Genomic DNA, 23,540 nt, shown 5'->3' with positions numbered 1-23,540 from the left:
CCGTTTTCCAGAGCGGTTCTAAGTACTGGTCGGGTTGATGCGCAGGTTTTTCAGGATGTCACGCCAGCTCACAATCCCGACAGGCCAGGCGTTCAGATCGACGACCGGCAGGCAGGAAACGCTGTGTGTGTTAAACAAGTGAATTGCGTCATCGACCGTGGCGGTTTCCTGCAACACGATCGGGTGCCGCGTCGCGATCTGATGTACGCGCTTGTTCAGGCTGGCGATGTCCTGATAAGTTTCGCGTGCCGAGCCGATGTTCGGGCTCAGGGCCTTGAGCAGATCGCGATCTGAAACCACGCCCAAGAGTTTGCGCTCTTCCACCACCAGCAGGTGGTGGAATTTTAAATTATCGAAAATCTCTTTTACCGTTTCCAGCTTGTCATCCAGGTTAACGGTAACGAGCTTTGTGCTCATGATTTTCTTGATGCTGACTCCAGCCATTGCTCCTCCGCTAACAAACCTGATGACGTTCAGTGAGTCCGTTGCTTACCCTGCCCTATAAACCCGGTGCGGTTCCATGCGCGAGATCAAAGACAGGTAAGAAACTGCCCACAAAAACAAAAAAGCCGCTGACCCTTTCGGATCAACGGCTTACAGTGTCTTTGGTGGTGATAGGTGGACTTGAACCACCGACCCCAGCATTATGAGTGCTGTGCTCTAACCAACTGAGCTATATCACCAAAAGCAAGCCCACAATTATGCTAGTCGATCCTGCGCCTGTCAAGAGAATTTAAGCCGCTGATGCTTGTCTCTTTGACTCGTTTTTCGTAAAACCTCATGACGTCAGCTTTCCAGCGCCTTTCGCACGTGATTCATCACGATTTGCGTGGCATTGGCAGCATTGCAATCGATGACCACGCGGCCCGGCGTGGAGCGCAGCCAGGTGATCTGGCGTTTGGCGAGTTGTCGGGTGGCAATGATGCCGCGTTCGCGCATTTCGGCGTAGTCGTAGTGGCCGTCGAGGTATTCCCAGGCCTGGCGGTAGCCGACGCAGCGCATTGACGGTAGTCCGAGGTGCAGGTCTCCGCGCGCGCGCAGACGGCGGACTTCGTCCAGCAAGCCGTCATTTTCCACCATCAGGTCAAAGCGGCGTGCGATACGCTCATGCAGGACGGCGCGCTCCGATGGTTCCAGCGCCAGCGGCAACAGCGTGAATGGCAGAGGCTCGGCTTTTTTCTGCGCCAGCAGCGCCGACATCGGCTTGCCGGTCAGTTCGATGATTTCGAGCGCGCGCTGGATGCGTTGGCTGTCGTTGGGTTTGAGGCGGGCAGCGGTTTCCGGGTCGAGCGTGGCAAGGCGTGCATGCTGTGCGGGCACGCCGTCGCGCGCGGCTTCGTCGTCGAGGCGTTCGCGTACGGCGGGATCCGCTTCCGGCAAATCGTCGAGACCGTCGCGCAAGGCCTTGAAATACAGCATGGTGCCGCCCACCAGCAGCGGCAGCTTGCCGCGCGCGCGGATGTCTTGCGCCAGGCGCAGGGCATCATTGCGAAACTGCATCGCCGAATAGGATTCAGTCGGGTCGAGGATATCGATCAGATGATGCGGCACGCCGGCGAGTTCTTCGGCGTTCGGCTTGGCCGTGCCGATGTCCATCTCGCGATACACCAGCGCCGAGTCCACCGAAATGATTTCACAAGGAATATGTCTGGCGATTTCCAGCGCCGCTGCGGTCTTGCCGGAGGCGGTGGGTCCCATGATGGCGACTGCCAGCGGTGCGGCAGTGACTTCGGATGCTGCCGCCATCTTATTGACCGCGCAGGAAGAGTTTGTCCAGATCGGACAGGGCCAGCTGGCTCCAGGTCGGGCGGCCGTGGTTGCACTGGTCTGCGCGTTCGGTGGCTTCCATCTGGCGCAGCAGCGCGTTCATTTCCGGGACGGTGAGGCTGCGATTGGCGCGCACGGCCGTGTGGCAGGCCAATGTGCCGAGCAGTTCGTTACGGCGCTCCAGCAGCACGCGCGAGCCGCCGAATTCGCGCACATCGCGCAGCACATCGCGCGCCAGCGTCTGGGCATCGGCGTTCTTCAGCAGCGCCGGTACGGCGCGCACTGCCAGCGTGGTCGGCGACATCGCCGCGATATCGAAGCCGAGCGCGCTCAGCGTGTCCTGATGTTCTTCCGCCGTGCCGACTTCGACCGCGTCGGCGTAGAAGGTCACCGGGATCAGCAGCGGTTGCACGAACATGCTGTTGTCATCGAGCGCATTCTTCAATTGCTCGTACAGGATGCGTTCATGCGCGGCATGCATGTCGACCACGACCAGGCCCTTGCTGTTTTGCGCGAGCACGTAGATGCCGTGCAATTGCGCCAGCGCGAAGCCGAGCGGGAAGTCGTCGGCCGGCAGGCTTTGCATATTGGCGGCGATGGGCATGGTGAATGCGCCGGTATGTGTTTCGCTGTCCGCTGCAGATGCCATGTCCAGATTGGTCTGCACGCCGGGACGGAACATTGCGCCGTAATCGGCGGTATTCTGCGCAACGCCAAAACCGCCTGCCGAAAAATTCGGACGCAGCTGTGCGCCGAACTCCGCCTGATGCTGAGGCTGCTGATAGGGTTGTTGGGTTTGATCGCGCATCCACGGCAACGGCCCGTTGCCAGCCGCTTGTGGTGCGGGCGCATTGCCGAATGAGGTTGCGGAGGTCGCAGCCAGCGCGCGGCTGACGGCGTGAAAGACGAATTGATGCACGCTGCGGCTGTCGCGGAAGCGCACTTCAATCTTGGACGGATGCACATTGACGTCGACCAGTGCCGGATCCAGATCCAGCGCCAGTGCGTACGACGGATAGCGGTCGCCGTGCAGCACGTCCTGATAGGCGGCGCGTACGGCGTGCACCAGCAACTTGTCGCGCACAAAGCGGCCGTTGACGTAAAAATACTGGCCGTCGGCGCGCGCCTTGGAGGCGGTCGGCAAACCGATGAAACCATGAATGCGCAAAGGGCCGGCGCTTTCGTCGACCGGCAGACGGGCGTTGGCGAATTCGTCGCCGAGAATATGCGCGCTGCGTTTGGCAAACTCGCCGATGTTCCAGTGGTCGACGGTCTTGCCGTTATGCGTCAGCGAGAAGGTGACGTCGGGACGCGCCAGCGCAATGCGGCGCACGACCTCGGCGCAGTGGCCGTATTCGGTTTGTTCCGATTTCAGAAACTTGCGGCGCGCAGGGGTATTGAAATACAAATCCTGTACATCGATGGTGGTGCCGGGCGCACCGGATGCGGGGACGACATTGCCTTCCTGCGAGCCGGTGATTTCCCACGCATGGGCCGCATCGGCAGTACGCGTGGTCAGTGTCAGTTGCGCAACCGATGCGATCGATGCCAATGCCTCGCCACGGAAGCCGAGGGTACCGACGTTTTCCAGATCGGTCAGGGAGGCGATTTTGGACGTCGCATGACGCGCCAGCGCGAGAGGCATCTGCTCGGGCGGAATGCCGCGGCCGTTGTCGGTGATGGCAATACGCTTGACGCCGCCTTGCTCCAGCCGCACGGTGATTTGCGTGGCGCCGGCATCGAGGGCGTTTTCGAGCAGTTCCTTGACGACAGCGGAAGGACGTTCGATAACCTCGCCTGCAGCGATCTGCGAGATCAACTGGTCGGGCAGGGCCTGGATGGGGCGAATGGGGCGGGTAGGGCGATCTGGTGCGTTCATCCTGCGATTATACCGCCAGCCGGTTCACAGGATTTCCTGTCCGGCCGGCGGCATGACCATGCCTGACCAACTTAGAACTGTTCCCAGTCGCTGTCTTTGTCGGCCGGAGGCAATGCCTTTTTTGCAGCAGGTGGTTTGGCTGCCGCTGCGGCAGGTTTGATTGCAGCAGCCGGCTTGGCGGTGACCGTGCGCAAGGAATGCGATGGAGCAGGCGCAGCGGTGAACGACATCGCATGCGTCTCGTCCAGCTTGAAGGTGCTGACCGATGCCGTCAGTTTGTGCGCCTGATCTTGCAGCGATTGCGCAGCAGCGGCGGCTTCTTCCACGAGTGCGGCATTTTGCTGCGTGGTTTGTTCCATCTGCGTGATGGCATGGTTGACTTGCTCGATGCCGTCGCGCTGTTCCTGGCTGGCCGAGCTGATCTCGCCGACGATGTCGGTTACGCGCTTCACGCTGGCGACGACTTCGGTCATGGTGGCGCCGGCTTGTTCAACCAGCTTGCTGCCGGCTTCAACCTTGTCGACGGAATCATCGATGAGAATCTTGATTTCCTTGGCGGCAGCGGCAGAGCGTTGCGCCAGACTGCGGACTTCGGATGCGACCACGGCAAAGCCGCGGCCTTGCTCTCCGGCGCGGGCAGCTTCCACTGCCGCGTTCAGCGCCAGGATGTTGGTCTGGAAAGCGATGCCGTCGATCACGCTGATGATGTCGACGATTTTCTTCGATGAGTCGTTGATCGAGCCCATGGTGTCGATTACCTGGCCGACCACGGCGCCGCCTTGCGAGGCGATTTCAGAGGCGGACTGCGCCAGCTGGTTGGCTTGCTGTGCGTTGTCGGCGTTTTGCTTGACAGTGGAGGTCAGCTCTTCCATCGCCGAGGCGGTTTCCTCCAGCGAGCCTGCCTGCTGCTCGGTGCGCGACGACAGGTCGAGATTGCCTGTGGCGATTTCGGTCGAGGCGGTGGTGATCTGCTCGGTGCCCTGACGGACATCGGCCACCACGTGCGCCAGGCCGTCGCTGATGCCGTTGACGGCGAGCATGAGCTGGCCGATTTCGTCTTGCTGATTGACGTGCAGGCGTGCGGTAAGGTCGCCGCCGGCCAGCTTGTCGGCGGCTTCGCGGGCACGCGCCAGCGGTCGGGTCACGACTTGTTTGATCACGATGACCAGCACTGCGCCGACCAGCAGCAAAAAGACTGCGCCGAACAGCATGAAGCGGTTACGCATGGCAGCGATTTCATTGGTCACTTCGGCAGTATAGGTTTCACCGGCGATGATCCAGTTCCAGCTGGCGAACTGGCTGAATGCAACGATCTTGTCTTCGCCCGCATGGCCGGCGGTATCCGGGTTGTCCCACATGTAGCGCATGACGCCTTCCTTCTGCGTCAGCATATCCTTGATGAATTCTTTGCCGTTGACGTCCTTCAGGCCCACCAGATTTTTGCCTTCATCTTTCGGGCCGGCGATCAGCTTGCCGTAGTCATTTCCCGGCTTGGCGTTGATCACATAGAAGTAGCCGGTCTCACCGACTTTGAGCGCCTTGATCTTGCTGGTCAGCGCCGCAATGTCGGCGGAGATGTCGACACCCACATACAGCACACCGATCAGTTGGCCGGCAGCATCCTTGATCGGGGTGTACTTGGTGATGTACTGCTTGCCGAAGAGTGTGGCGATACCGCTATAGGATTTGTCGGCCAGCAGTGCCGCGTAGCCGGGATGCGTTCTGTCGAGCAGCGTGCCGACGGCGCGGTCGCCGTTTTCCTTTTTCACCGATGTGGAGACGCGCACGAAATCGTCGCCGGTCTTGGCGAAGATGGTCGCGGTCACGCCAGTCTGTGCAGTGAAGCGGTCAGGGATGGCGAAATCCAGGTTGAGGTCGGTATTGCCGTTGCGCAGCACCGGCGTCGCCTTGTCGCCGATCTGGATGGTGCGGCTGCTGTCGAGCGAAAATTTTTCCGGAAAGGAGTTGGCGAACATGTTGGAGAAACGCTCCACCTGGCTGTTCACCGAGCGGTCGAACATTTCGACCATGTTGACGACGCCGCGGGTCTCGCCGGCGATCTGGTTCATCGATCGATGCTCCAGCATCGTCGATGTGGCGTAACTGATCAATAGCATCGCCGCGATGAACAAGGCTCCCACCAGCGCGAGGGTGAGAGAAGTGAGCTTGGTGCCGACGGCCCAGCTTCGATAATGGAAGGCAGAAGTTTGCATAGTGTGGTGTTCTTTTTGTTGGGCGCGAGGGCGCCGGGTACCGCGAGCAAACGTGTTTTAAAACGTTGTAACAAAGAAACTGCAAACGTTTGCGCGTGCGCGGCGGTGGGGTGAAGCTTCGGTTTGAAGGGGAGCAAGTATAGCTAAATTCGCCCTCAAACTGGTTTCGTTGAGCGGAATAATTCACGTAACTAGTTGTTTATGAACCACTTTTTCTGGTAAGACCATTAAAAGCGATGTAACAATGCTACGTAAAATTGTTTCTTTGATAAAACTTTTTATAAAAAGTTATCTATTTTGAAATTTTTCAGCCAGTGCTCGAAAATTTCAGACAGCATCGGGCGCGAAAACAGATAGCCCTGAGCGACATCGCAGCCCTGTTGTTTGAGCAGATGGTATTGCCGTTTGTCTTCCACGCCTTCGGCGACGACGATCAGGTTGAGGCTCTCGCCGATGCGAATGACGGCATTGGTCAGCGCCAGCACGGTTTCGTCGCGATCCATGTCGCGCACAAAACTTTGGTCCAGTTTCAGTTCGCATACCGGCAGATTGCGCAGGTAGCCGAGACTGGAGTAGCCGGTGCCGAAATCGTCCATCGCCAGTTTGACGCCCTGCGCGTGGATTTCATGGATGGTGCGCGTGGTGCTGGGATTGGTATCCATCATCACGGTCTCGGTGATCTCCAGCGTCAGGTCGCCGGGAGATAATTCATAGCGTTGCAGCAAGCCGGCAATGAATTGCGGCAGATCCAGATCATGGAAGTTGGTCGACGACAGATTGACCGAGACCGACGGCACCTTGATGCCGCGGCGGCGCCAATCATTCAACTGTGAACAGGCTTCTTCCAGCGCCCACTTGCCGAGCTCTCCGATGAGTCCGCATTCTTCCGCAATCGGGATGAAGCGTGCCGGCGAAACTTGTCCCAACTGGTCATGATGCCACCGGGCCAGCGCCTCCACGCCATGCAGCAGGCCTGTGCGGACATTGACCTGCGGCTGGTAGTGCAGCTCAAAATCGCCACCGCGCAACGCATCGCGCAAAGCGCCTTCCAGCGCCAGCCGCTCTTGCGCTTGCGTGTTCATTTCGTCGCTGAAGAAGCTGAAGCGGCCGCGGTTCTTTTCCTTGGTCTGATACATCGCCATATCGGCACGATGCAGCAGGATCTCGATGGTGTCGCCATTGTCCGGGAACAGGGCAATGCCGATGCTGGCCAGCGGCGTCAGCGCCACACCTGCAATATGGCAAGGCAGCGAGAGATTGGCCTGGATGCGTTTGACAACATCGGTGACGCGATGGAGATCACATTGCGCCAGCACGATGACGAACTCGTCTCCCGACAAGCGACCGACGATATCCGACTTGCGCGCCTCGATTTGCAACCGCGCCGCAACCGTGCGCAGCAATTCGTCGCCGGCCTGATGGCCGAGCGAGTCGTTGATCTGCTTGAAGCGATCCAGATCAATGAACAGCACCGCCAGCGGAATCCGTGTGCGCGCTGCATTGGCAATGGCCTGGTTGGCCTTGACCATCAGCAGGCTGCGATTGGGCAGGCCGGTCAGCGAATCGTAGAACGCCAGTTGATGGATGCGCGAACGCGTCTCTTCGCGTTCCAGCGCCAGTGCGCACAGATGCAGACTGACGTCGACCAGGCGATGATGGAAGGCATCGGCCTTGCGCTTGCCGTGATAGTAGAAAGCCAGCGTGCCGATGACGCGGCCGTCGGCCGATTTAATCGGCGTCGACCAGCACGACTCCAGTCCCATCGGCAGCACCAGATGTTTGTAGTCCGCCCACAGCGGATCGTTGGCGATGTCGAAGACTTCCACCGGCTCGGCGCGGAAAGCGGCGGTGCCGCACGAGCCGACGCAGGGCCCGATCGGTATGCCTTCTATAGCCTGGTTGTAAGCTTCGGGCAAACGCGGACCTGCAACCGGATGCAGCAAGCCCTGTTCGTCGACGCGCAGTACCGAGGCAATGATGTCGGGTGCAATGTGCTCCAGCTCCAGACATACCATGGTCAGCACTTCTTGCAGGCTGGCTTCACGCACCATGGCGTTGAGCGCCTTGTACTGCAGCACCTCGTGCATCTTGGTGTTGGTGATGTCGGTCAGGATGCAGACGGCATTGATCAGCTTGCCGTCGCCGTCGAGAATCGGATTGACCACGGTCGATACCCACAGCGGATGGCCTTGCTTGTCGATCATCATCTCTTCCCCGTGGAAGCTGTTGCCTTGCGCAATGACGGCGTAGCAATCGTCGATCAGCTTCAGGATCGCCGTCTGTCCTTCGAATAGTTCGCGCGGCCGTTTGCCGATGACTTCGTCGGCGGCAAAGCCGAGCATGCGGCTGAAACCGGTATTGTGAAAGACGATGTAATTGGTGTCGTTGGTGATGAAAACAGCGTTGTCGGTTTCGTTGATGCCCAGCGACAGCAGATGCTGGTATTCGCGATCACGTTGTTCGCGCACCATGCGGTAAGACACATCCGAGCCGATGCTGATGATCTTGATCGGCAGGCCGTCGACATCCAGCACCGGCGTATAGGTTGCCTCCCACCAGATGGGGCGGCCGTCACGCGCAATTCTTTTAAAACGTCCCGAGAAAAAGCGCCCCTGATTGACGTCGCGCCAGAAGTTTTCATATTCCTGGCTGGCGACATATTCCGGATCGCATAAAAAGCCATGGTGCTTGCCGACGATCTCTTCGGGCAGGTAGCCCATGGTCTTGAGATAGTTGCTGTTGGCGCCGACGATGACGCCATCGGCAGAAAACTCGATGACGCCGAGCGAGCGGTTGAGGGCGCGCAGGACGCTGTGGTTTTCCTGTGAATCGTCAACATGTGCAGTGATGTCGGCGGCGATGGAGACTACGTGCTGGAGCTTACCCTCGGCGTCGAAGACGGGATTGCAGGTTGCCTCCAGCCACAACCGGGAGCCGTCACTGCGCATGCGCTGCAAGGTGCCCGCCACGACTTCGCCGGCATGCAGGCGGCGCCAGAATTCGGCGTATTCAGGCGATTTGGCGTATTCGGGATTGCACAGCATGCGGTGATGATGGCCGACGATGTCGCTGCGCCGGTATGCCATGAGCGTCAGGAAATTATCGTTGGCGCTCAGGATCGTGCCGTCAGGCGCGAGTTCAAGTATTGCCATCGAGCGGGAAAATGCAGCCAGCAGCGCTTCCTTCTCCTCCAGAGAGGCGCGGCATTGTTGGAGTTCCTGGCTGATATGCTCGGCATCCATCATCATGGACTGTTCCCTCGCCTGATCTTCGTTGCGTGACTGCTTTGGTACGCGCAATTCCCCTGCTCGATAATCATCATATGCCGCTTTTAATTCTTGTGGCTGCCTGGTGCGACTACGTTACGACAATTAACGGCAATTTTTTTCTTGCTTCAGAACTGTTCCCACTGATCGCCGTCGTCGGCCTTGTGCGCTGCAATAGCCTTGGGGGCGACAGCCGGTTGCTCCGCTTTCCTTGGGGCAATGGCAGGCGGCCTGGATGCTGCGGCCACAGGTCTCGGTGCAACCGGTCTTGGCGTCGCAGGCTTACGCGTTGGCGAAGCTGGCGAAGTGCCGGCACCGGCCAGGTCAGCAGAAGAGATCTTGAACACACTGACGACCTGCGACAGCCGGCCGGCCTGGTCTTGCAGGGATTGCGCGGCCGCGGCGGCTTGTTCCACCAGAGCGGCATTTTGTTGGGTGGTCTGATCCATCTGTGTGATGGCCTGATTCACTTGTTCGATGCCGTCGCTTTGTTCCTGGCTGGCGGCGGTGATTTCGCCCATGACGTCGGTGACGCGCTTGACGCTGGCGACCACCTCATCCATGGTGACACCGGCCTGGGCAACCAGCTTGCTGCCTTGTCCGACTTTGTCCACGGAATCATCGATGAGTGTCTTGATCTCTTTGGCCGCTGCAGCTGAACGCTGCGCCAGACTGCGTACTTCCGAGGCGACGACGGCAAAGCCGCGTCCCTGTTCGCCTGCGCGGGCCGCTTCCACGGCGGCATTCAACGCCAGGATATTGGTCTGAAAAGCGATGCCGTCGATGACGCTGATGATGTCGACAATTTTTCTGGACGACTCATTGATCGATTCCATGGTGTTGACCACCTGGCCGACGACGCTGCCGCCTTCGACCGCCACCGTGGAAGCCGATGCGGCCAGTTGATTGGCCTGGCGCGCGTTGTCGGCATTTTGTTTGACGGTGGAAGTCAGTTCTTCCATGGCCGAGGCGGTTTCTTCCAGTGAGCTGGCTTGTTGTTCCGTGCGGGATGACAGATCAAGGTTGCCGGTTGCAATTTCACTGGAAGCCGTCGCAATCGTATCGGTACTGACGCGCACCTCGCCGACGATTTGTTGCAGACGCGAATTCATGGTCTGGAGTGCTGCCAGCAACTTGCCGGTTTCATCTTTGGCGCTGCTGTCGATGCGCGACGTCAAGTCGCCGGCGGCGACAGTTTCCGCCAGGTTGACAGCGTGGTTCAGCGGTTGCGTGATGCTGCGTGTCGTGAGGTAAGCAATCACGCAGGCAAGCAGCATGGCCGCGGTGGTGAGGGCGATGATCAGGTTGCGTGCACTGCTGTACTCGTTCTCCACGCTGAGGCTGGCGTCCTTCATCAACTGATCCTGATATTTATTCAGCTCATTGAGTGACTTCAGGTATTTTTGCTGGAGGTCGAAGGTGCCGCCGGTGAAGAGCTGGTTCAAGGCTTTGTCCCGGTCGCCGGCGGCGATGCTTTTCAGCACTTGATCGCTGGCGTTTGCATAGTCGGCTCGGGCGCGTTGAATCTCCTGGAAGAGCGTCCGGCCTTTTTCTGACTTGATGCCTTTGTCCAGCGCGTCCATGTCGGCAGCGATCGTTTTGATCGCGACCGGGATCAAGTCGTTCTGCAGTTTGATTTGTGCCGGATCCGTCATCAGCAGCAGATTGCGCGTGGCGCGGATGATCAGGTTTTCCTGGTTGATGATATCGCTGGCTAAGACGGTTTTTGGATACGTCTGGTTGACGACGGTAGACATTTGTTGATTGAGGAAGGACAGCCGGTTACCGCCCACAAAGCCTGTGATGATCAGTAATGCCACGAGAATGGCAAAGCCGGCGCCCAGCCGGACGCCGATTTTCAGATTTGTGATGCGCATTTGAATCTCCCTTTTTTATGTATATGCGTCTGTCACTTTTGCGGGGGTGTGAACAGTGGACATATCAGACGTTATCGGAAAGAACATTCTTGTTCTTGAGCATCGGAGACAAATAAGTTTTATCGCATTTTTTTTTCACTTGAAACGCGTTCCGTTTCCCCTCATTCTCTTCAGTTGGCGTCGGCTTTTGCGTTGATGGCAAGGCGAAAGGATGAGTAGTGTATGATTCCGGCGCAGCATGAAACGTCACAAGTGCGTGACAATGCAGGTGGTAGCGTAAATAACGACGCGCACAACAAAGTATCAAAAGCCGGCATTAGCCAGCAGCAGTCAGTAAAAGTCAGTCGGCAACAGTAAGTTATAGGGCTTTCCCGCGTTGGCGGCGATCAATGAAATGAGTGTATGGATTACTTGCAGTTACTGGATGTGCTGTTGCACGTCGACAAGTCCCTCGGCATCCTGATAGAGCAATACGGCACGATGATTTATGTGGTGCTGTTCCTGATTATCTTTTGCGAAACCGGTCTGGTGGTGCTACCGTTTTTGCCTGGCGATTCTCTGTTGTTCATTGCCGGCACGTTTTGCGCCACCGGCGCAATGAACATCTGGCTATTGATGTTTCTGCTGGTTGTTGCTGCCATCACCGGCAATACCCTCAATTATTGGATCGGCAAAGCGATCGGACACAGAGTCTTTACCAACAATTACCGCTGGCTTAATCCTGAAGCGCTGGCAAAAACCCATTCCTTTTACGAAAAGCACGGCGGAAAAACCATCATCCTGGCGCGGTTCACGCCTATCGTCCGGACCTTTGCGCCCTTCATTGCCGGCGTGTCGGAAATGACCTTCGTCAAATTCCAGTTCTTCAACATCATCGGCGCCTTGCTCTGGGTAGTCGGGCTGGTCGTGTTCGGTTATCTGTTTGGTAACTTGCCCTGGGTACGCCAGAACCTCAACACCCTGGTGCTGATCGGCATTGCCGCGGCTATTTTGCCTATCGTGCTTGGCGGTTTGTGGCAGGTCTTTCGCAAGTTCCGCCGGCGCAAATAAGCTGGCGCCGGGTTCGTTCCGATATCTTTCAGCGTGTCCCCGAACCGCTGTTCTTCACTTCCCTAAAATTCCTCCCAGTGTGCATCGTTGCCACCGGGAGCTTTCGCTTTGCTGGTTTCCAGCTTTTTTGCCGGTGTCGTGCTGATCGTTGATGGTCGTGGTGTGATGTCGCGTGCGGGATGCGATGTCCGTGGCGAGCGGACAGCTGCCGTCGCTGCCGCAGGTTCGCCAATGAGCTGGCGTTCATCCAGCTTGAAGACGCCGACTACCTGCGCCAGATGGCTCGCCTGATCCTGCAACGATTGCGCCGCCGCGGCGGCCTGTTCGACCAGCGCGGCATTCTGCTGCGTGGTCTCGTCCATCTGGGTAATGGCGTGGTTGATCTGTTCGATGCCGTCGCTTTGTTCCTGCCCGGCTGAGGTGATTTCGCCGACGATATCGGTGACGCGCCGCACACTGGTGACGACCTCTTCCATCGTATTGCCGGCCTGCTCGACCAGCTTGCTGCCGTTGCCGACTTTCTCGACGGAGTCGTTGATCAGGGCTTTGATTTCCTTGGCGGCCGAAGCACTGCGTTGCGCCAGGTTGCGTACTTCCGATGCGACCACGGCAAAGCCGCGCCCTTGTTCTCCGGCACGGGCGGCTTCGACCGCTGCGTTCAACGCGAGAATATTGGTCTGGAAGGCGATGCCATCGATCACGCTGATGATGTCGACGATCTTCTTCGATGACTCATTGATCGATTCCATGGTGTGAACGACCTTGCCGACCACGCTACCGCCTTGCATCGCGACTTCGGACGCAGACACTGCCAGTTGGTTAGCCTGGCGCGCGTTGTCGGCATTCTGGCGGACGGTGGAGGTGAGCTCTTCCATGGCGGAAGCGGTTTCTTCCAGCGAGCCGGCCTGCTGCTCGGTGCGCGAAGAGAGGTCCAGGTTGCCTCTTGCGATCTCTGTCGTTGCGGTCGCGATGGTATCGGTGCCGCGTCGGACCTGGCGCACGATGCCTTGCAGATTGTCGTTCATGGTCTTGAGCGCGCCCAGCAATTGCGCGGTCTCGTCCTTGCCGCTGGTGTCGATTTCTGAGGTCAGGTCACCTGCGGCAACCGTCTTGGCAACCGCGACGGCGCGGTTGAGCGGTCGGGTGATGCTGCGCGTAATCGTGAAAGCGATGAAGCCGGACATTGCCAATCCCACGACCGCCAGTCCAATCAGCATATTGCTGGCGTGCTGATAGTTACGATCGACTTCTTCGCCGGACGCCTGCATCATTTCGTGTTGCTGTTTGATTAATTTTTCGACGGCGCCCATGTAGGCGCTCTGCACCGGACGCACGTCGCTGATGAGCAGATCAATGGCACCTTCCTTGGTGCCTTCGGCAACGAGCTTGAGTACCTGGTCGCGTTTTTCCAGATAATTCTTTTGCGTCACCAGCAGATTAGCCAGCAAGGTGCGGCTCTGGTCGTCCGTCAGGCGCTTGTCGAGTTCGGCAAGTTGATTCTGGATGGCTTTCTCAGCGCCGACGATGCGGTCGCTTTCACTCTTGATCTGCTGGGGATCTTTGAGCAGCAGGATGTTGCGTACCGAGCGAGCGACCAGATTGAGCTGGTCGATGATGTCCCCGGCGATGACGGTCTTGGGGTACTTGTCATGGATGACGTCGTTCATCTGGCGGTTGAGCTGCGATAGCCGGTTGACGCCGACCACGGCCATGGCGACCATCAGCAGCATGAGCAAACCGAATCCCAGCCAGAGGCGGCTGCTGATCGTAATATTGGCAATCTTCACGTGCTTCTCCCATCTGTAAAACATGCAATGACAATGTTGCTGTTTGAAAAGAATCGGGCAGTGCAGCAGGGTAGTGCGGCGTACGACGTGATGAAAATTGGAGCAAAGGACATTGCTGCGAGCGCGAGGCTGCCCTTCCATCATTGTTCATGGAAGGGCAAGACGCAATAAATACCAGCATTAAAAGCGTAATCAGTACGTCTAATCAGATGCTGCAACCATCATACGATTGCGTCCCGGGTCGGCCATGCGAGGAAATGAGGTGCTTATGCCGATCTGTTTACGATAAGTACGCCAGATCGTTCCAAATCGATTACGTTGGGGAAATATTCAGGCCCAAAACAAAACTCCCGATGCGCGAGCACCGGGAGTTTTGTAAAGGATGGTAACTGGCCGAAATCAGGTCAGCTTGTTTTTGGCCAGCGGCGGATTTTTGGAGAAGTACTTCTTGATGCCGGTCATGATGGCATCAGCCATGTCATCCTGATAACTATTATCGGTGAGCTTGGCTTCTTCTTCCGGATTGGAGATGAACGCCGTCTCGATCAGGATGCTTGGGATATCCGGCGCCTTCAGCACGGCGAAGCCGGCTTGCTCGACCGCACCCTTGTGCAGCTTGTTGATGCCGCCGATTTCCCTGAGCACGGCATTGCCGATGCGCAGGCTGTCGTTGATCTGCGCTGTGGTCGACAAGTCCAGTAATACGCTCGCCAGTTGCTTGTCGTGCGTCTTGATGTTGACGCCACCGATCATGTCGGCCGCGTTTTCCTTGTTGGCGAGCCAGCGCGCCGCGGTCGAGCTGGCGCCTTTCTCGGACAAAGCGAACACCGACGAGCCACGCGCGGTCGGTTGCACAAAGGCATCGGCGTGAATCGAGATGAACAAGTCTGCCTGCACCTTGCGCGCCTTTTGCACCCGCATGCCCAACGGCACGAAGAAGTCGGCATCGCGGGTGAGCATCACACGCATGTTCGGCTGTTCTTCGATTTTCTTTTTCAGACGCTTGGCAATCGACAGCACCACGTCTTTTTCGCGGTTGCCACGGCTGCCGATGGCGCCGGGGTCTTCGCCGCCGTGGCCGGGGTCGAGCGCGATGGTGATCATGCGCGTCAGTTGCAGCTTGGTGTCGTCCTGCGGCCTGGCCTTGGCGACCTGTGGCGGGTCGTCATCCTGCGCTTGCGGCGCCGGTTTGGCGTCCGGCTTGGCTTCGGCCAGCGGCGGTTTGATCTCGGTCTGCTGATCCTTGGGCCAGTTGCCCTTCTGGATCAGCGCGGCGATCGGATCGGGCGGGTTGGCCGGATACAGGTCAATGACGAAGCGGTATTTGTACTCGCCGACCGGTTCCAGTGTGAACACCTGCGGTTTGATCTCGTCCTTGAGGTCGAACACCAGGCGCACCACGCTGGGGCGGTTCTGGCCGACGCGGACTTGCTTGATGTAGGGATCGTTAGGCTGGATCTTGGCGACCAGGTCTTTCAGCGTCGAATTCAGGTCGATACCTTCGATATCGACCACCAGGCGTTCCGGATTCTTGACGACGAAATGGGTGACTTTGAGGTTGCTGTCGTTCTCCAGCGTGACGCGGGTATAGTCATCGGACGGCCATACGCGCACCGCCAGAATTTGCGATGCCAGCGCCGGCATGGGAGTCAATACAGAGACGAGGAGCGTGCCGCCTGCCTTGAGGATGGTGCGGCGAGTCTTGGATTTCAGAGATTTGGTGCGAATTTCAGTCGAGCGAGGCATTGATGACCCTTGTCAGACAACGCTCGTAATTCTACATCACGTCCGTGTCCTGCAACCGTTAGAGAGATATGGATGTCTGGGGCGGGCAACACTGGTTCGCCTTTTTCCGGCCATTCGATGATACAGATGCTGTTTTCGTTGAAATGTTCACGAAAACCCGCCTCCAGGAACTCTTCCGGACTGGCCATGCGGTAGAGGTCGAAGTGGATAACGGTTACCATGCGGTCTGCGAGCTTGACCGGGTAGGGCTCGGCCAGCGTGTAAGTCGGACTTTTGACGCGGCCTTCGTAGCCGGCGGCATGCAGCAGCGCGCGCGCCAGGGCGGTTTTGCCGGCACCGAGGTCGCCGTGCAGATAGATTGCCATGCCCGGCTCCAGCACGTGCGCCAGCGCGGCGCCCAGCGCGGTGGTACCGGCTTCGTCCTGCAAATGGGTGTGATGAATATGATCAGGCGGCATGGATGGCGAAGAAGGCTGCAAAAATTTTGTTGAAAGATGTAATGACTGCGACGTGGACGAACCTCGATGACTGACCTGGTAGCACTTGCCGATACCATCAAAGCCTGGGGGCGCGAACTCGGGTTCGCCGACCTGCGCATTGCCGATGTCGATCTGTCGCATCGGGAAGCCGGTTTTCAGGCGTGGCTCGACAAGGGATACCACGGCGAGATGGATTATATGGCAAGCCACGGGATGAAGCGCGCCCGGCCTGCAGAATTGGTGCCGGGAACGGTGCGCGTGATCACTGCGCGCATGCCTTACCTGCCGCGAGCAACGTCTCCCGACTGGCGTGAACGCGAGGAGGCGCGCGGCGCCGACGGCAGCGCCGCCGTTGTCTCCCTGTACGCCCGGGGCCGCGATTATCACAAGGTGCTGCGGGCGCGATTGCAGCAACTCGCCGGCCGTATCGAAAATGAAATCGGCAGCTTTGGCTATCGCGTCTTCACCGATTCCGCGCCCGTGATGGAAGTCGCGCTGGCAGAAAAATCCGGCCTCGGCTGGCGCGGCAAGCATACCTTGCTGCTCAACCGCGAAGCCGGCTCCATGTTCTTCCTCGGCGAACTGTTCACCGATTTGGCATTGCCGGTCGACGAACCGGTCACGCCGCATTGCGGGCAGTGCAGCAGCTGTATTGACGTTTGCCCGACGCAGGCCATCGTCGCGCCTTACGAACTCGATGCGCGCCGTTGCATCTCCTACCTCACCATTGAGCTCAAGGGCAGTATTCCGGTGGAGCTGCGCGGCCTGATCGGCAACCGCGTGTATGGCTGCGACGACTGTCAGCTGTATTGTCCGTGGAACAAGTTCGCACAAACCTCGACCTTGCCCGACTTTGACGCACGTCACGGTCTTGGGAGCGCCTCGCTGATCGAGCTGCTGAACTGGAGCGAAGACGACTTCAACCGCAACACGGAGGGCAGTGCGATCCGTCGCGTCGGGCATGAGCGCTGGCTGCGCAACATGGCGGTCGGACTCGGCAACGCCGCATCGACACACAAAGGCGATCCGAATATCGTCGCGGCTTTGCAAGCGCGCCTGACACACCCCTCCGAGCTGGTGCGCGAACATGTTGAATGGGCGTTGGAGCAACATTCCTTGTAAAGTGTTGTCTCCACAAAAACAAAGATGGAGACAAGAGATGTCAAAACTGAAACCACTCTCGCTGGCCTTGCTGCTAACCGGTTGTGCGGCCATGTCGCTGACGCACGCCGCGGCCAACGATGCTGCTACCGAAACCCTGCGCGTTGCCGGCCTGTACAAGAAGGCCGAAATCCTCATCGACAAATGGGGCGTGCCGCACATCTACGCCGCCAGCCAGACCGACGCCTTCTTCGTACAAGGCTTCAACGCCGCGCGCGATCGCCTGTTCCAGATCGACCTGTGGCGCCGCCGCGGTCTCGGCCAACTGTCCGAAGTGTTCGGTCCTGCGTACGTAGCCCAAGACCAGGCCACGCGCCTGTTCCTGTACCGCGGCGACATGCAGCGTGAATGGGATTCCTACGGCAAACAGTCGCAGCGCGTGGCGACCGCCTTCGTCGCCGGTATCAACGCCTACGTCGATTTCGTGACCTCCCATGCGGAGCGTCTGCCGTATGAATTCAAACAACTTGCCTATCTGCCCGCGAGATGGAAGCCGGAAGACGTGGTGCGCATCCGCAGCCATGGCTTGACGCGCAATCTGACCAGCGAAGTCGCTCGTGCCAACGTCGCCTGCAAGGCCGATCTCAAGTCCGATGAAATCCGCTTCGGCCTGACGCCGAAATGGGAAGCGACGATGCCGGAAGGTCTCGATCCTTGCTTGCCGAAAGACTTGCTCAAGGTATTCCAGCTGGCCACGCAAAACGTCAAGATCACCAAAGACAGTCTGAATGCCCGGGCGGACGATCATGGCGACAGCATCCAGATTGCCGCCGCCGAAAACCTCGAAGAAACCATGGAAGGCAGCAACAACTGGGTGGTCGCACCGTCGAAATCCGCCACCGGCCGCGCCATCATGGCCAACGATCCGCATCGCGCCTACTCCGCGCCGTCGCTGCGCTACATCACGCACCTGAGCGCGCCCGGGATGAACGTCATCGGTGCGGGTGAGCCGGCTTTGCCGGGTATCTCCATCGGTCACAACGGCACCATCGCTTTCGGCCTCACGATTTTTAATATCGATCAGGAAGATCTCTACGTCTACGAACTCAATCCCGACAACCCGAACGAATACAAATACCAGGGCAAGTGGGAGCCCTTCACCGTGTTGCATGAGCAGATCGAGGTCAAAGGCGGTGCGCCGGTCACTGCCGATCTGACCTTCACGCGCCACGGCCCGGTGATCTTTGTCGAGAAAGAAAAGAACCGCGCCTTTGCCGTGCGCTCGGGCTGGCTGGAGCCGGGCATGTCGCCTTACTTCGGCAGCATCGACTACATGCGCGCGAAGAATTTCACATCCTTCAAACGGGCCATGCTCAACTGGGGCGCACCGACTGAAAACCAGGTCTACGCCGACGTCAAAGGCAACATCGGCTGGGTACCCGGCGGCCTCGCGCCCAAGCGTTCTAACTGGGACGGCCTGATGCCGGTGCCGGGTGATGGACGTTATGAGTGGAACGGATTCTGGAGCGGCGATCAGCTGCCGTCGACCTACAATCCGAAGAAAGGCTGGTTCGCATCCGCCAACCAGATGAACCTACCGGACGACTATCCGTATCAGGACCGCAAGCTCGGTTTTGAATGGACCAACAACTCGCGCTTCACACGCATCAGCGAAGTGCTGGCGTCGCTGAAAAAAGTGTCGCTGAAGGACTCCATGCGTTTGCAAAACGACGACTTGTCGATTCCTGCACGCCGTCTGGTGACATTGCTCAAGCCCTTGTCGTCATCCGATGCACAGACACAGGCGGGGCTGAATGTCTTCAACGGCTGGGATTATGTGGAGCGCGTCGACTCGCCGCAAGCCGCCTTGTATGAAGTCTGGCTCACGCGCCATCTCGGCAAGGCCTTCAAGGATGCGGTCTTGAGCAAGGAGGCCGCCGCTGCCATGGGCGCGCCGGATGTCGCTGTTGTGCTCGACACGCTGGAGCAGCCGCAGACCCGACTTGGCGGCAACGGTGCCGATGCCGCGAAGAAGCGTGACGACATCATGCTCACCAGTCTCAGCGGCGCGTATGCCGAGATGGTCAAATTGCAAGGCGATGATGCCAGCAAATGGCAATGGGGCAAGCTGCACCACAACCTGATGGAGCATCCGCTGGCAGGCGTGGTGGACGACGCAACACGCGCCAAACTCAATGTCGGGCCTTTGCCGAAACATGGCGGCGCCTATTCGCCGAACCAGTCGACTTATCGTCCCAGCGACTTCCGCCAAACCAACGGCCCGTCGTTCCGCGTCGTGGTCGACGTCGGCAACTGGGACAAGTCGGTGGCCGTCAATTCACCGGGGCAATCGGGTGATCCGGACAGCCCGCACTATCGCGATCTGGCCGACAAATGGCTGAATGGCGAATACTTCCCGCTGCTGTATTCGCGCAAGGCAGTGGAGAAGGCGACGACGCAAAGGATCGTGTTGGAGCCTGCCAGGTAAGCTGGTTGTAGAGTGTAGTCAACACGAAGCCGCCGTTCCGGTTTGTGCCGGAGCGGCGGCATTGTTTTGGGAATCGAAAGAAGGCGATTAGAAAGCGATTACAAAGCGATTGATGCCGCAGCAATCAATGCACCAGCGTCAGCCAAAAAGGAATCGTCACCGCCGACACCAGCGTGCCGAGTGAAATCAGGAAGGCCGTCACCGGCCCGTTGCCGCCCATGCGTGCGGCGAGGATGTAGCAGCTCGACGCCGTCGGCAAAGAGCAGAACAGGACGACGATTTGTAACTGCAACTCCGGCAAGCCGATCCAGCGCCCGAGAAAATAGGCAACAGCCGGCACGGCGAGCAATTTGATGGCGGTGAAGTAAGCTGACATCAGTTTGCCTTCGCGCATGCCCGACAGGCGCAACCCCGCGCCTACCATCAGCAGGCCCAAGGCAATCGATGCGCTGCCCAGACGCGAGAGCACGGCGCCGGCGACTTCGGGCAAGGTCAGCCCGCACAGGCTGAATAGCAGCCCGGTGCCCGTAGCGATCAGCAGTGGATTCTTGCCTAGTTCCTTGAGCAGATTGCCGCTACGATGCGCCAGCGCATGTACCGCCGCCATATTGCAGAGCGGAACGCCGAAGCCGATCAGTAGCGCCATCAATCCCACGCCTTCTTCACCGGCCAGACGCGAAGCGATGGCCAGTGCAATGTAGGAGTTGAAGCGGAAGGCTGTCTGCATGCCCGATTCGTAGGTCATCGGACTGGCTTTGATGAAGGGCTTTCCTATCCACGTGAGCGCGATGCCGGCCAGCAGCGCCGCCACACCGACCTGCAGGAATTTGCCGGTGGTTTCCAGATGCAGCTGCAAGCGTGCAGTCGAATAAAACAGCAAGGCCGGAAACAGCAGGTAATAGACCATCTTTTCCATGCCGGCCCAGAACTCGTCGCCCCAACTCGTGATGCGATAAATGATCACGCCCATCAGAATAAGCGTGAAATCGGGAAGCAGGAGCGATGCAACTTGCATGGTGTTCTTTTACTCGTTTTACTTGAGAAGGCGCGCCAGTTCGACGGCGGTCTTGACGTTCATCTTGTCGAAAATATGGGCGCGATGGACTTCCACGGTGCGCATGCTGATGCCGAGTTCGTCGGCGATGATCTTGTTCATTTTGCCGGCCAGGATCAGGTCGAGTACTTCGCGCTCGCGGGTCGACAGCGCTTCCAGCCGTGCGCGTACGGCATCCTGTTCGCCGGTTGCCAGCGATGCCTTCAGTGCTTCCAGCACGCGGTCCATCAACTGGTTGTCGTTGAACGGTTTTTCAAAGAAATCGAAGGCGCCGTTCTTGAGCATGTCGACCGCCATCGGCACGTCGCCGTGACCGGTGAGGAAAATCACCGGCCGCCGCCGTGTAATGCCGCGGTTCTTGAGCGTGTCGAACAGGGCCACGCCACTCTGATCCGGCATGCGTACGTCCAGCAGAATGCATTCGCCTTGCGGGTCAAAGTCGCCGGTTTGTTCCATCGCCGCCAGAAATTCCGCGCCGCCGGCGTAGGCGGTCGCTGCGATGGCGCGCGATTGGGCAAGCCATGTAAGCGAGTCGCGAATGATTTCTTCGTCGTCAACAATGTGCAGCATCGGATGAATGAGTTTGCGACGCTCTGCCTCGGCGGGCGTCTTTATTTTTATTCAATTGGCGGAACCCTGTGCAGGCAGGGAGAAGCGGAAGATTGTACCTCCTGTGGGATTGTTGGCATAGGTCAGCGTGCCGCCGTGGAATTCGATGGTGGTGCGGCAGATGTTCAGACCCATGCCCATGCCCTCGGCTTTGGTCGAGAAAAACGGTGAAAACAGACCTGCCGCTACCTCGGGTGGGATCCCGTGGCCCTGGTCGATCACGGAGACGATGATAGCCTGCTGGCTGGATTGTGACGACGAGGTATGGCGATCCAATGCGGCGGTAATGCGCAGGATGCGGCGTTCCGGCGCGATGGCGGCCATCGCCTGGATGGCGTTGCGGGTCAGGTTCAGCAAGACTTGTTCGAGCAGCACGGCGTCGCCCAGCACGTTGGGCAAGTTGGCGGGGATGGCGGTCTGCAGCACCACAAGGAATTGCTGTGCCTGCAGTTCAATTAACGGGGTGACGTTGTCGACGATGCTCTTGATCGAAATCGGCTGGCGTTCCGGCTCGCGCTTCTTGACGAACTGGTGCACGCTGCGGATGACGTTGCCGGCGCGCTGTGCCTGGGTGTTGATTTTTTCCAGGGCGGGTTGCAGCGAGGCGGGATCAAGCGCGCCGTTCTGCATCATATTGAGCGCGCCGGTGGTGTAGCTGGAGATGGCAGCCAACGGCTGGTTCAGCTCATGCGCCAGCGTCGAGGCGATTTCGCCCATGCTGGCCAGACGTGCGCTGGCTTGCAGTTTTTCTTCCTGCATGCGATTGAGGTCTTCGGCGCGTTTGCGGTCGCTGATGTCGAGAATGGAGCCCATCCAGCCGGTCTGCTTGCCGTTCTGATCCACCAGCGGCGATTCAAAAATCAGCACAGGAAAACGTTCGCCGTCGATACGCTGAAAGATGGTTTCGAATTGCGGCGTGACGCGTCCGGCCAATACGTTGGAGAAGCGTTCCTGATACTCATCCATAGCTTCCGGCGCCCAGTAGGGCATGGGCGGGATCTTGCCGACCAGCTCGTTGGCGGAAATGCCGACCATCTTGCAGAAGGCCGGGTTGACGTAGGTGATGCGGCCCTCCAGATCGCGTGCGCGCATGCCGGTCACCAGCGAGTTTTCCATCGCGCTGCGGAAAGACACTTCATTGACCAGGGCATCTTCGGCCGTCATCCGGCGGTTGATGTCGCGCCACAGCGCCCACAGGCTCCATAGCAGGCCGAGTGAGAGCACGATGACTGAGCCGACCAGCAGGTTCGGTAAAAGCTTGGGTGCGCTCTTGGTGCTGTTGGTGTGCAGACGCAGAGTCAGGCCGGGCAACTCCAGTTCGCGGCGATGGGTGTAGACATTCAGGCCGGGACCGCCGGCGGTGCGGCGCGCCACGACTTTGTCGTCGGTATCGGTGAGGACAATTTCATTGTCCTGAGCAAACCACCACGGCACCATTTCATTGAGCACGCGCGAGACGGAATAGCTGGCGACGACGCTGCCGATGTAATGGTGATCGCGAAACAAGGGGATGTGATAGTCCATCAAGACCGGCTCGGCGATGCCCGGCGGCACAGCAGGCGCACTGTAGAGGGGCCGGCGAATGGTGCGGGAATGCTCTTCGGTTTGCTGTGACGGCGCCGACAGCGCATTGCGCGCGACCGGAAAATCATCGGTCGACGCTATGGGTTTGCCGTCGACATTGAACCAGGTGACGCGATAGAACTCGCGGTTGTTGCGTAGCAGTGCATTCAGGCGGGTGCGGAATTGTTCTTTTTTCAGATGCTCGCCGACGATCTCACGCGCAATGAGTCGCATGCTTTCATCATCGCGGCTGAGCTGGAATCGAATGGCCTGTTCGACCCACAGCGAGTCGGCGATCAGTTGTTCCTGCCGCTCGCTGGATTCCATTTGCTGTGCCTGTCGCGGCAGCCAGATCAGTGTCATCAGGAACAGCAGCACCAGCAGGATAGGCATGACCCAGCGCAGCAGATGCCGGCGTCCCGGTGACAGCAAGTGAGAGGGCGAAGAAATTTGCGGCGGGGTCATGGCGCCCTGTGTTGTCAATGAAGAGGAAGTGCGCCTAGTTTAGCGTGCTTACGCCGCCATGAGATAAGCGGAAACAGGTGGAGTGGATGTTGCGGCGCGTCATGCAAATTGTGGTTATCCACACTTGTAGCGTAATTCCTTCATGGCAAAATGCGCTCAAGTCAAAATTGTGACTACCTATTTCTATAACCAAAAA

At 58.7% G+C, this 23,540-nt stretch carries 15 protein-coding genes and 1 tRNA gene; 3 read left to right on the top strand and 13 right to left on the bottom strand.

The features are described from left to right. Positions 1–18: 18 nt before the first annotated feature. From hmeg3_RS19790 to hmeg3_RS19760, 7 genes are all read right to left on the bottom strand, one after another. A complete protein-coding gene (locus hmeg3_RS19790; RefSeq protein WP_232511744.1) occupies positions 19–417 on the bottom strand; it encodes a CBS domain-containing protein in 399 nt (132 codons plus the stop codon). A gap of 189 nt (positions 418–606) precedes the next feature. Then, positions 607–683, bottom strand: a tRNA-Met gene (locus hmeg3_RS19785). Positions 684–786: 103 nt separating this feature from the next. Then, the gene (gene miaA / locus hmeg3_RS19780; RefSeq protein ID WP_094565253.1) at positions 787–1,746 is read right to left on the bottom strand and encodes a tRNA (adenosine(37)-N6)-dimethylallyltransferase MiaA; all 960 of its coding nucleotides are present in this window, start codon (positions 1,744–1,746) and stop codon (positions 787–789) included. A 1-nt stretch (position 1,747) separates the two neighbouring features. Beyond that, a complete protein-coding gene (mutL, locus tag hmeg3_RS19775; protein WP_094565252.1) occupies positions 1,748–3,646 on the bottom strand; it encodes a DNA mismatch repair endonuclease MutL in 1,899 nt (632 codons plus the stop codon). Positions 3,647–3,717: 71 nt separating this feature from the next. Continuing rightward, positions 3,718–5,859: a methyl-accepting chemotaxis protein gene (locus hmeg3_RS19770; protein WP_094565251.1), complete on the bottom strand. Its 2,142-nt coding sequence runs from the start codon at positions 5,857–5,859 to the stop codon at positions 3,718–3,720. A gap of 278 nt (positions 5,860–6,137) precedes the next feature. Continuing rightward, a complete protein-coding gene (locus hmeg3_RS19765; RefSeq protein ID WP_094565250.1) occupies positions 6,138–9,107 on the bottom strand; it encodes an EAL domain-containing protein in 2,970 nt (989 codons plus the stop codon). Positions 9,108–9,253: 146 nt separating this feature from the next. Further along, the gene (locus hmeg3_RS19760; RefSeq protein ID WP_094565249.1) at positions 9,254–11,002 is read right to left on the bottom strand and encodes a methyl-accepting chemotaxis protein; all 1,749 of its coding nucleotides are present in this window, start codon (positions 11,000–11,002) and stop codon (positions 9,254–9,256) included. 402 nt (positions 11,003–11,404) lie between these two features. Between hmeg3_RS19760 and hmeg3_RS19755 the strand changes: the two genes are divergently transcribed. Further along, positions 11,405–12,052: a VTT domain-containing protein gene (locus hmeg3_RS19755; protein WP_094565248.1), complete on the top strand. Its 648-nt coding sequence runs from the start codon at positions 11,405–11,407 to the stop codon at positions 12,050–12,052. A gap of 62 nt (positions 12,053–12,114) precedes the next feature. Here the strand turns inward: hmeg3_RS19755 and hmeg3_RS19750 are convergent, their stop codons facing one another. From hmeg3_RS19750 to tsaE, 3 genes are all read right to left on the bottom strand, one after another. After that, complete coding sequence (locus tag hmeg3_RS19750) at positions 12,115–13,863, bottom strand: methyl-accepting chemotaxis protein (RefSeq protein WP_094565247.1); 1,749 nt, start codon at positions 13,861–13,863, stop codon at positions 12,115–12,117. 375 nt (positions 13,864–14,238) lie between these two features. Continuing rightward, positions 14,239–15,585 carry an N-acetylmuramoyl-L-alanine amidase gene (locus tag hmeg3_RS19745; RefSeq protein WP_094565246.1) on the bottom strand — a complete coding sequence of 449 codons (1,347 nt, stop codon included), beginning with the start codon at positions 15,583–15,585 and terminating at the stop codon, positions 14,239–14,241. Continuing rightward, positions 15,549–16,043, bottom strand: a complete 495-nt coding sequence (tsaE, locus tag hmeg3_RS19740) for a tRNA (adenosine(37)-N6)-threonylcarbamoyltransferase complex ATPase subunit type 1 TsaE (RefSeq protein WP_094565245.1) — start codon at positions 16,041–16,043, stop codon at positions 15,549–15,551. Before tsaE ends, hmeg3_RS19745 begins: the two co-directional genes overlap by 37 nt. Positions 16,044–16,109: 66 nt before the next feature. On the opposite strand from tsaE, the gene queG reads away from it, so the two are divergent. Beyond that, positions 16,110–17,186 (top strand): tRNA epoxyqueuosine(34) reductase QueG, encoded by a 1,077-nt coding sequence (gene queG / locus hmeg3_RS19735; RefSeq protein ID WP_094565244.1) that lies wholly within the window; start codon positions 16,110–16,112, stop codon positions 17,184–17,186. A gap of 37 nt (positions 17,187–17,223) precedes the next feature. Continuing rightward, positions 17,224–19,653 (top strand): penicillin acylase family protein, encoded by a 2,430-nt coding sequence (locus hmeg3_RS19730; protein ID WP_094565243.1) that lies wholly within the window; start codon positions 17,224–17,226, stop codon positions 19,651–19,653. 124 nt (positions 19,654–19,777) lie between these two features. Here the strand turns inward: hmeg3_RS19730 and hmeg3_RS19725 are convergent, their stop codons facing one another. From hmeg3_RS19725 to hmeg3_RS19715, 3 genes are read right to left on the bottom strand one after another with little or no spacing between them, the layout of a single operon-like run. Then, positions 19,778–20,668, bottom strand: coding sequence for an AEC family transporter (locus tag hmeg3_RS19725; protein ID WP_094565242.1), 891 nt, complete (start codon positions 20,666–20,668; stop codon positions 19,778–19,780). Between the two features lie 18 nt (positions 20,669–20,686). Continuing rightward, positions 20,687–21,277 (bottom strand): response regulator transcription factor, encoded by a 591-nt coding sequence (locus hmeg3_RS19720; protein ID WP_094565241.1) that lies wholly within the window; start codon positions 21,275–21,277, stop codon positions 20,687–20,689. A 51-nt stretch (positions 21,278–21,328) separates the two neighbouring features. Further along, positions 21,329–23,344, bottom strand: a complete 2,016-nt coding sequence (locus hmeg3_RS19715) for a PAS domain S-box protein (RefSeq protein WP_094565240.1) — start codon at positions 23,342–23,344, stop codon at positions 21,329–21,331. Positions 23,345–23,540: the final 196 nt, after the last annotated feature.

The sequence above is a fragment of the Herbaspirillum sp. meg3 genome (assembly GCF_002257565.1).
Taxonomy (GTDB): domain Bacteria; phylum Pseudomonadota; class Gammaproteobacteria; order Burkholderiales; family Burkholderiaceae_D; genus Herbaspirillum.
This window is presented reverse-complemented; position numbering and strand designations above follow the sequence as displayed.

Coding starts and splice junctions, on each gene's coding strand:
- hmeg3_RS19790 (WP_232511744.1), bottom strand. CDS start 417: ATGAGCACAAAGCTCGTTACCGTTAACCTGGATGACAAGCTGGAAACG.
- miaA (WP_094565253.1), bottom strand. CDS start 1,746: ATGGCGGCAGCATCCGAAGTCACTGCCGCACCGCTGGCAGTCGCCATC.
- mutL (WP_094565252.1), bottom strand. CDS start 3,646: ATGAACGCACCAGATCGCCCTACCCGCCCCATTCGCCCCATCCAGGCC.
- hmeg3_RS19770 (WP_094565251.1), bottom strand. CDS start 5,859: ATGCAAACTTCTGCCTTCCATTATCGAAGCTGGGCCGTCGGCACCAAG.
- hmeg3_RS19765 (WP_094565250.1), bottom strand. CDS start 9,107: ATGATGATGGATGCCGAGCATATCAGCCAGGAACTCCAACAATGCCGC.
- hmeg3_RS19760 (WP_094565249.1), bottom strand. CDS start 11,002: ATGCGCATCACAAATCTGAAAATCGGCGTCCGGCTGGGCGCCGGCTTT.
- hmeg3_RS19755 (WP_094565248.1), top strand. CDS start 11,405: ATGGATTACTTGCAGTTACTGGATGTGCTGTTGCACGTCGACAAGTCC.
- hmeg3_RS19750 (WP_094565247.1), bottom strand. CDS start 13,863: ATGTTTTACAGATGGGAGAAGCACGTGAAGATTGCCAATATTACGATC.
- hmeg3_RS19745 (WP_094565246.1), bottom strand. CDS start 15,585: ATGCCTCGCTCGACTGAAATTCGCACCAAATCTCTGAAATCCAAGACT.
- tsaE (WP_094565245.1), bottom strand. CDS start 16,043: ATGCCGCCTGATCATATTCATCACACCCATTTGCAGGACGAAGCCGGT.
- queG (WP_094565244.1), top strand. CDS start 16,110: ATGACTGACCTGGTAGCACTTGCCGATACCATCAAAGCCTGGGGGCGC.
- hmeg3_RS19730 (WP_094565243.1), top strand. CDS start 17,224: ATGTCAAAACTGAAACCACTCTCGCTGGCCTTGCTGCTAACCGGTTGT.
- hmeg3_RS19725 (WP_094565242.1), bottom strand. CDS start 20,668: ATGCAAGTTGCATCGCTCCTGCTTCCCGATTTCACGCTTATTCTGATG.
- hmeg3_RS19720 (WP_094565241.1), bottom strand. CDS start 21,277: ATGCTGCACATTGTTGACGACGAAGAAATCATTCGCGACTCGCTTACA.
- hmeg3_RS19715 (WP_094565240.1), bottom strand. CDS start 23,344: ATGACCCCGCCGCAAATTTCTTCGCCCTCTCACTTGCTGTCACCGGGA.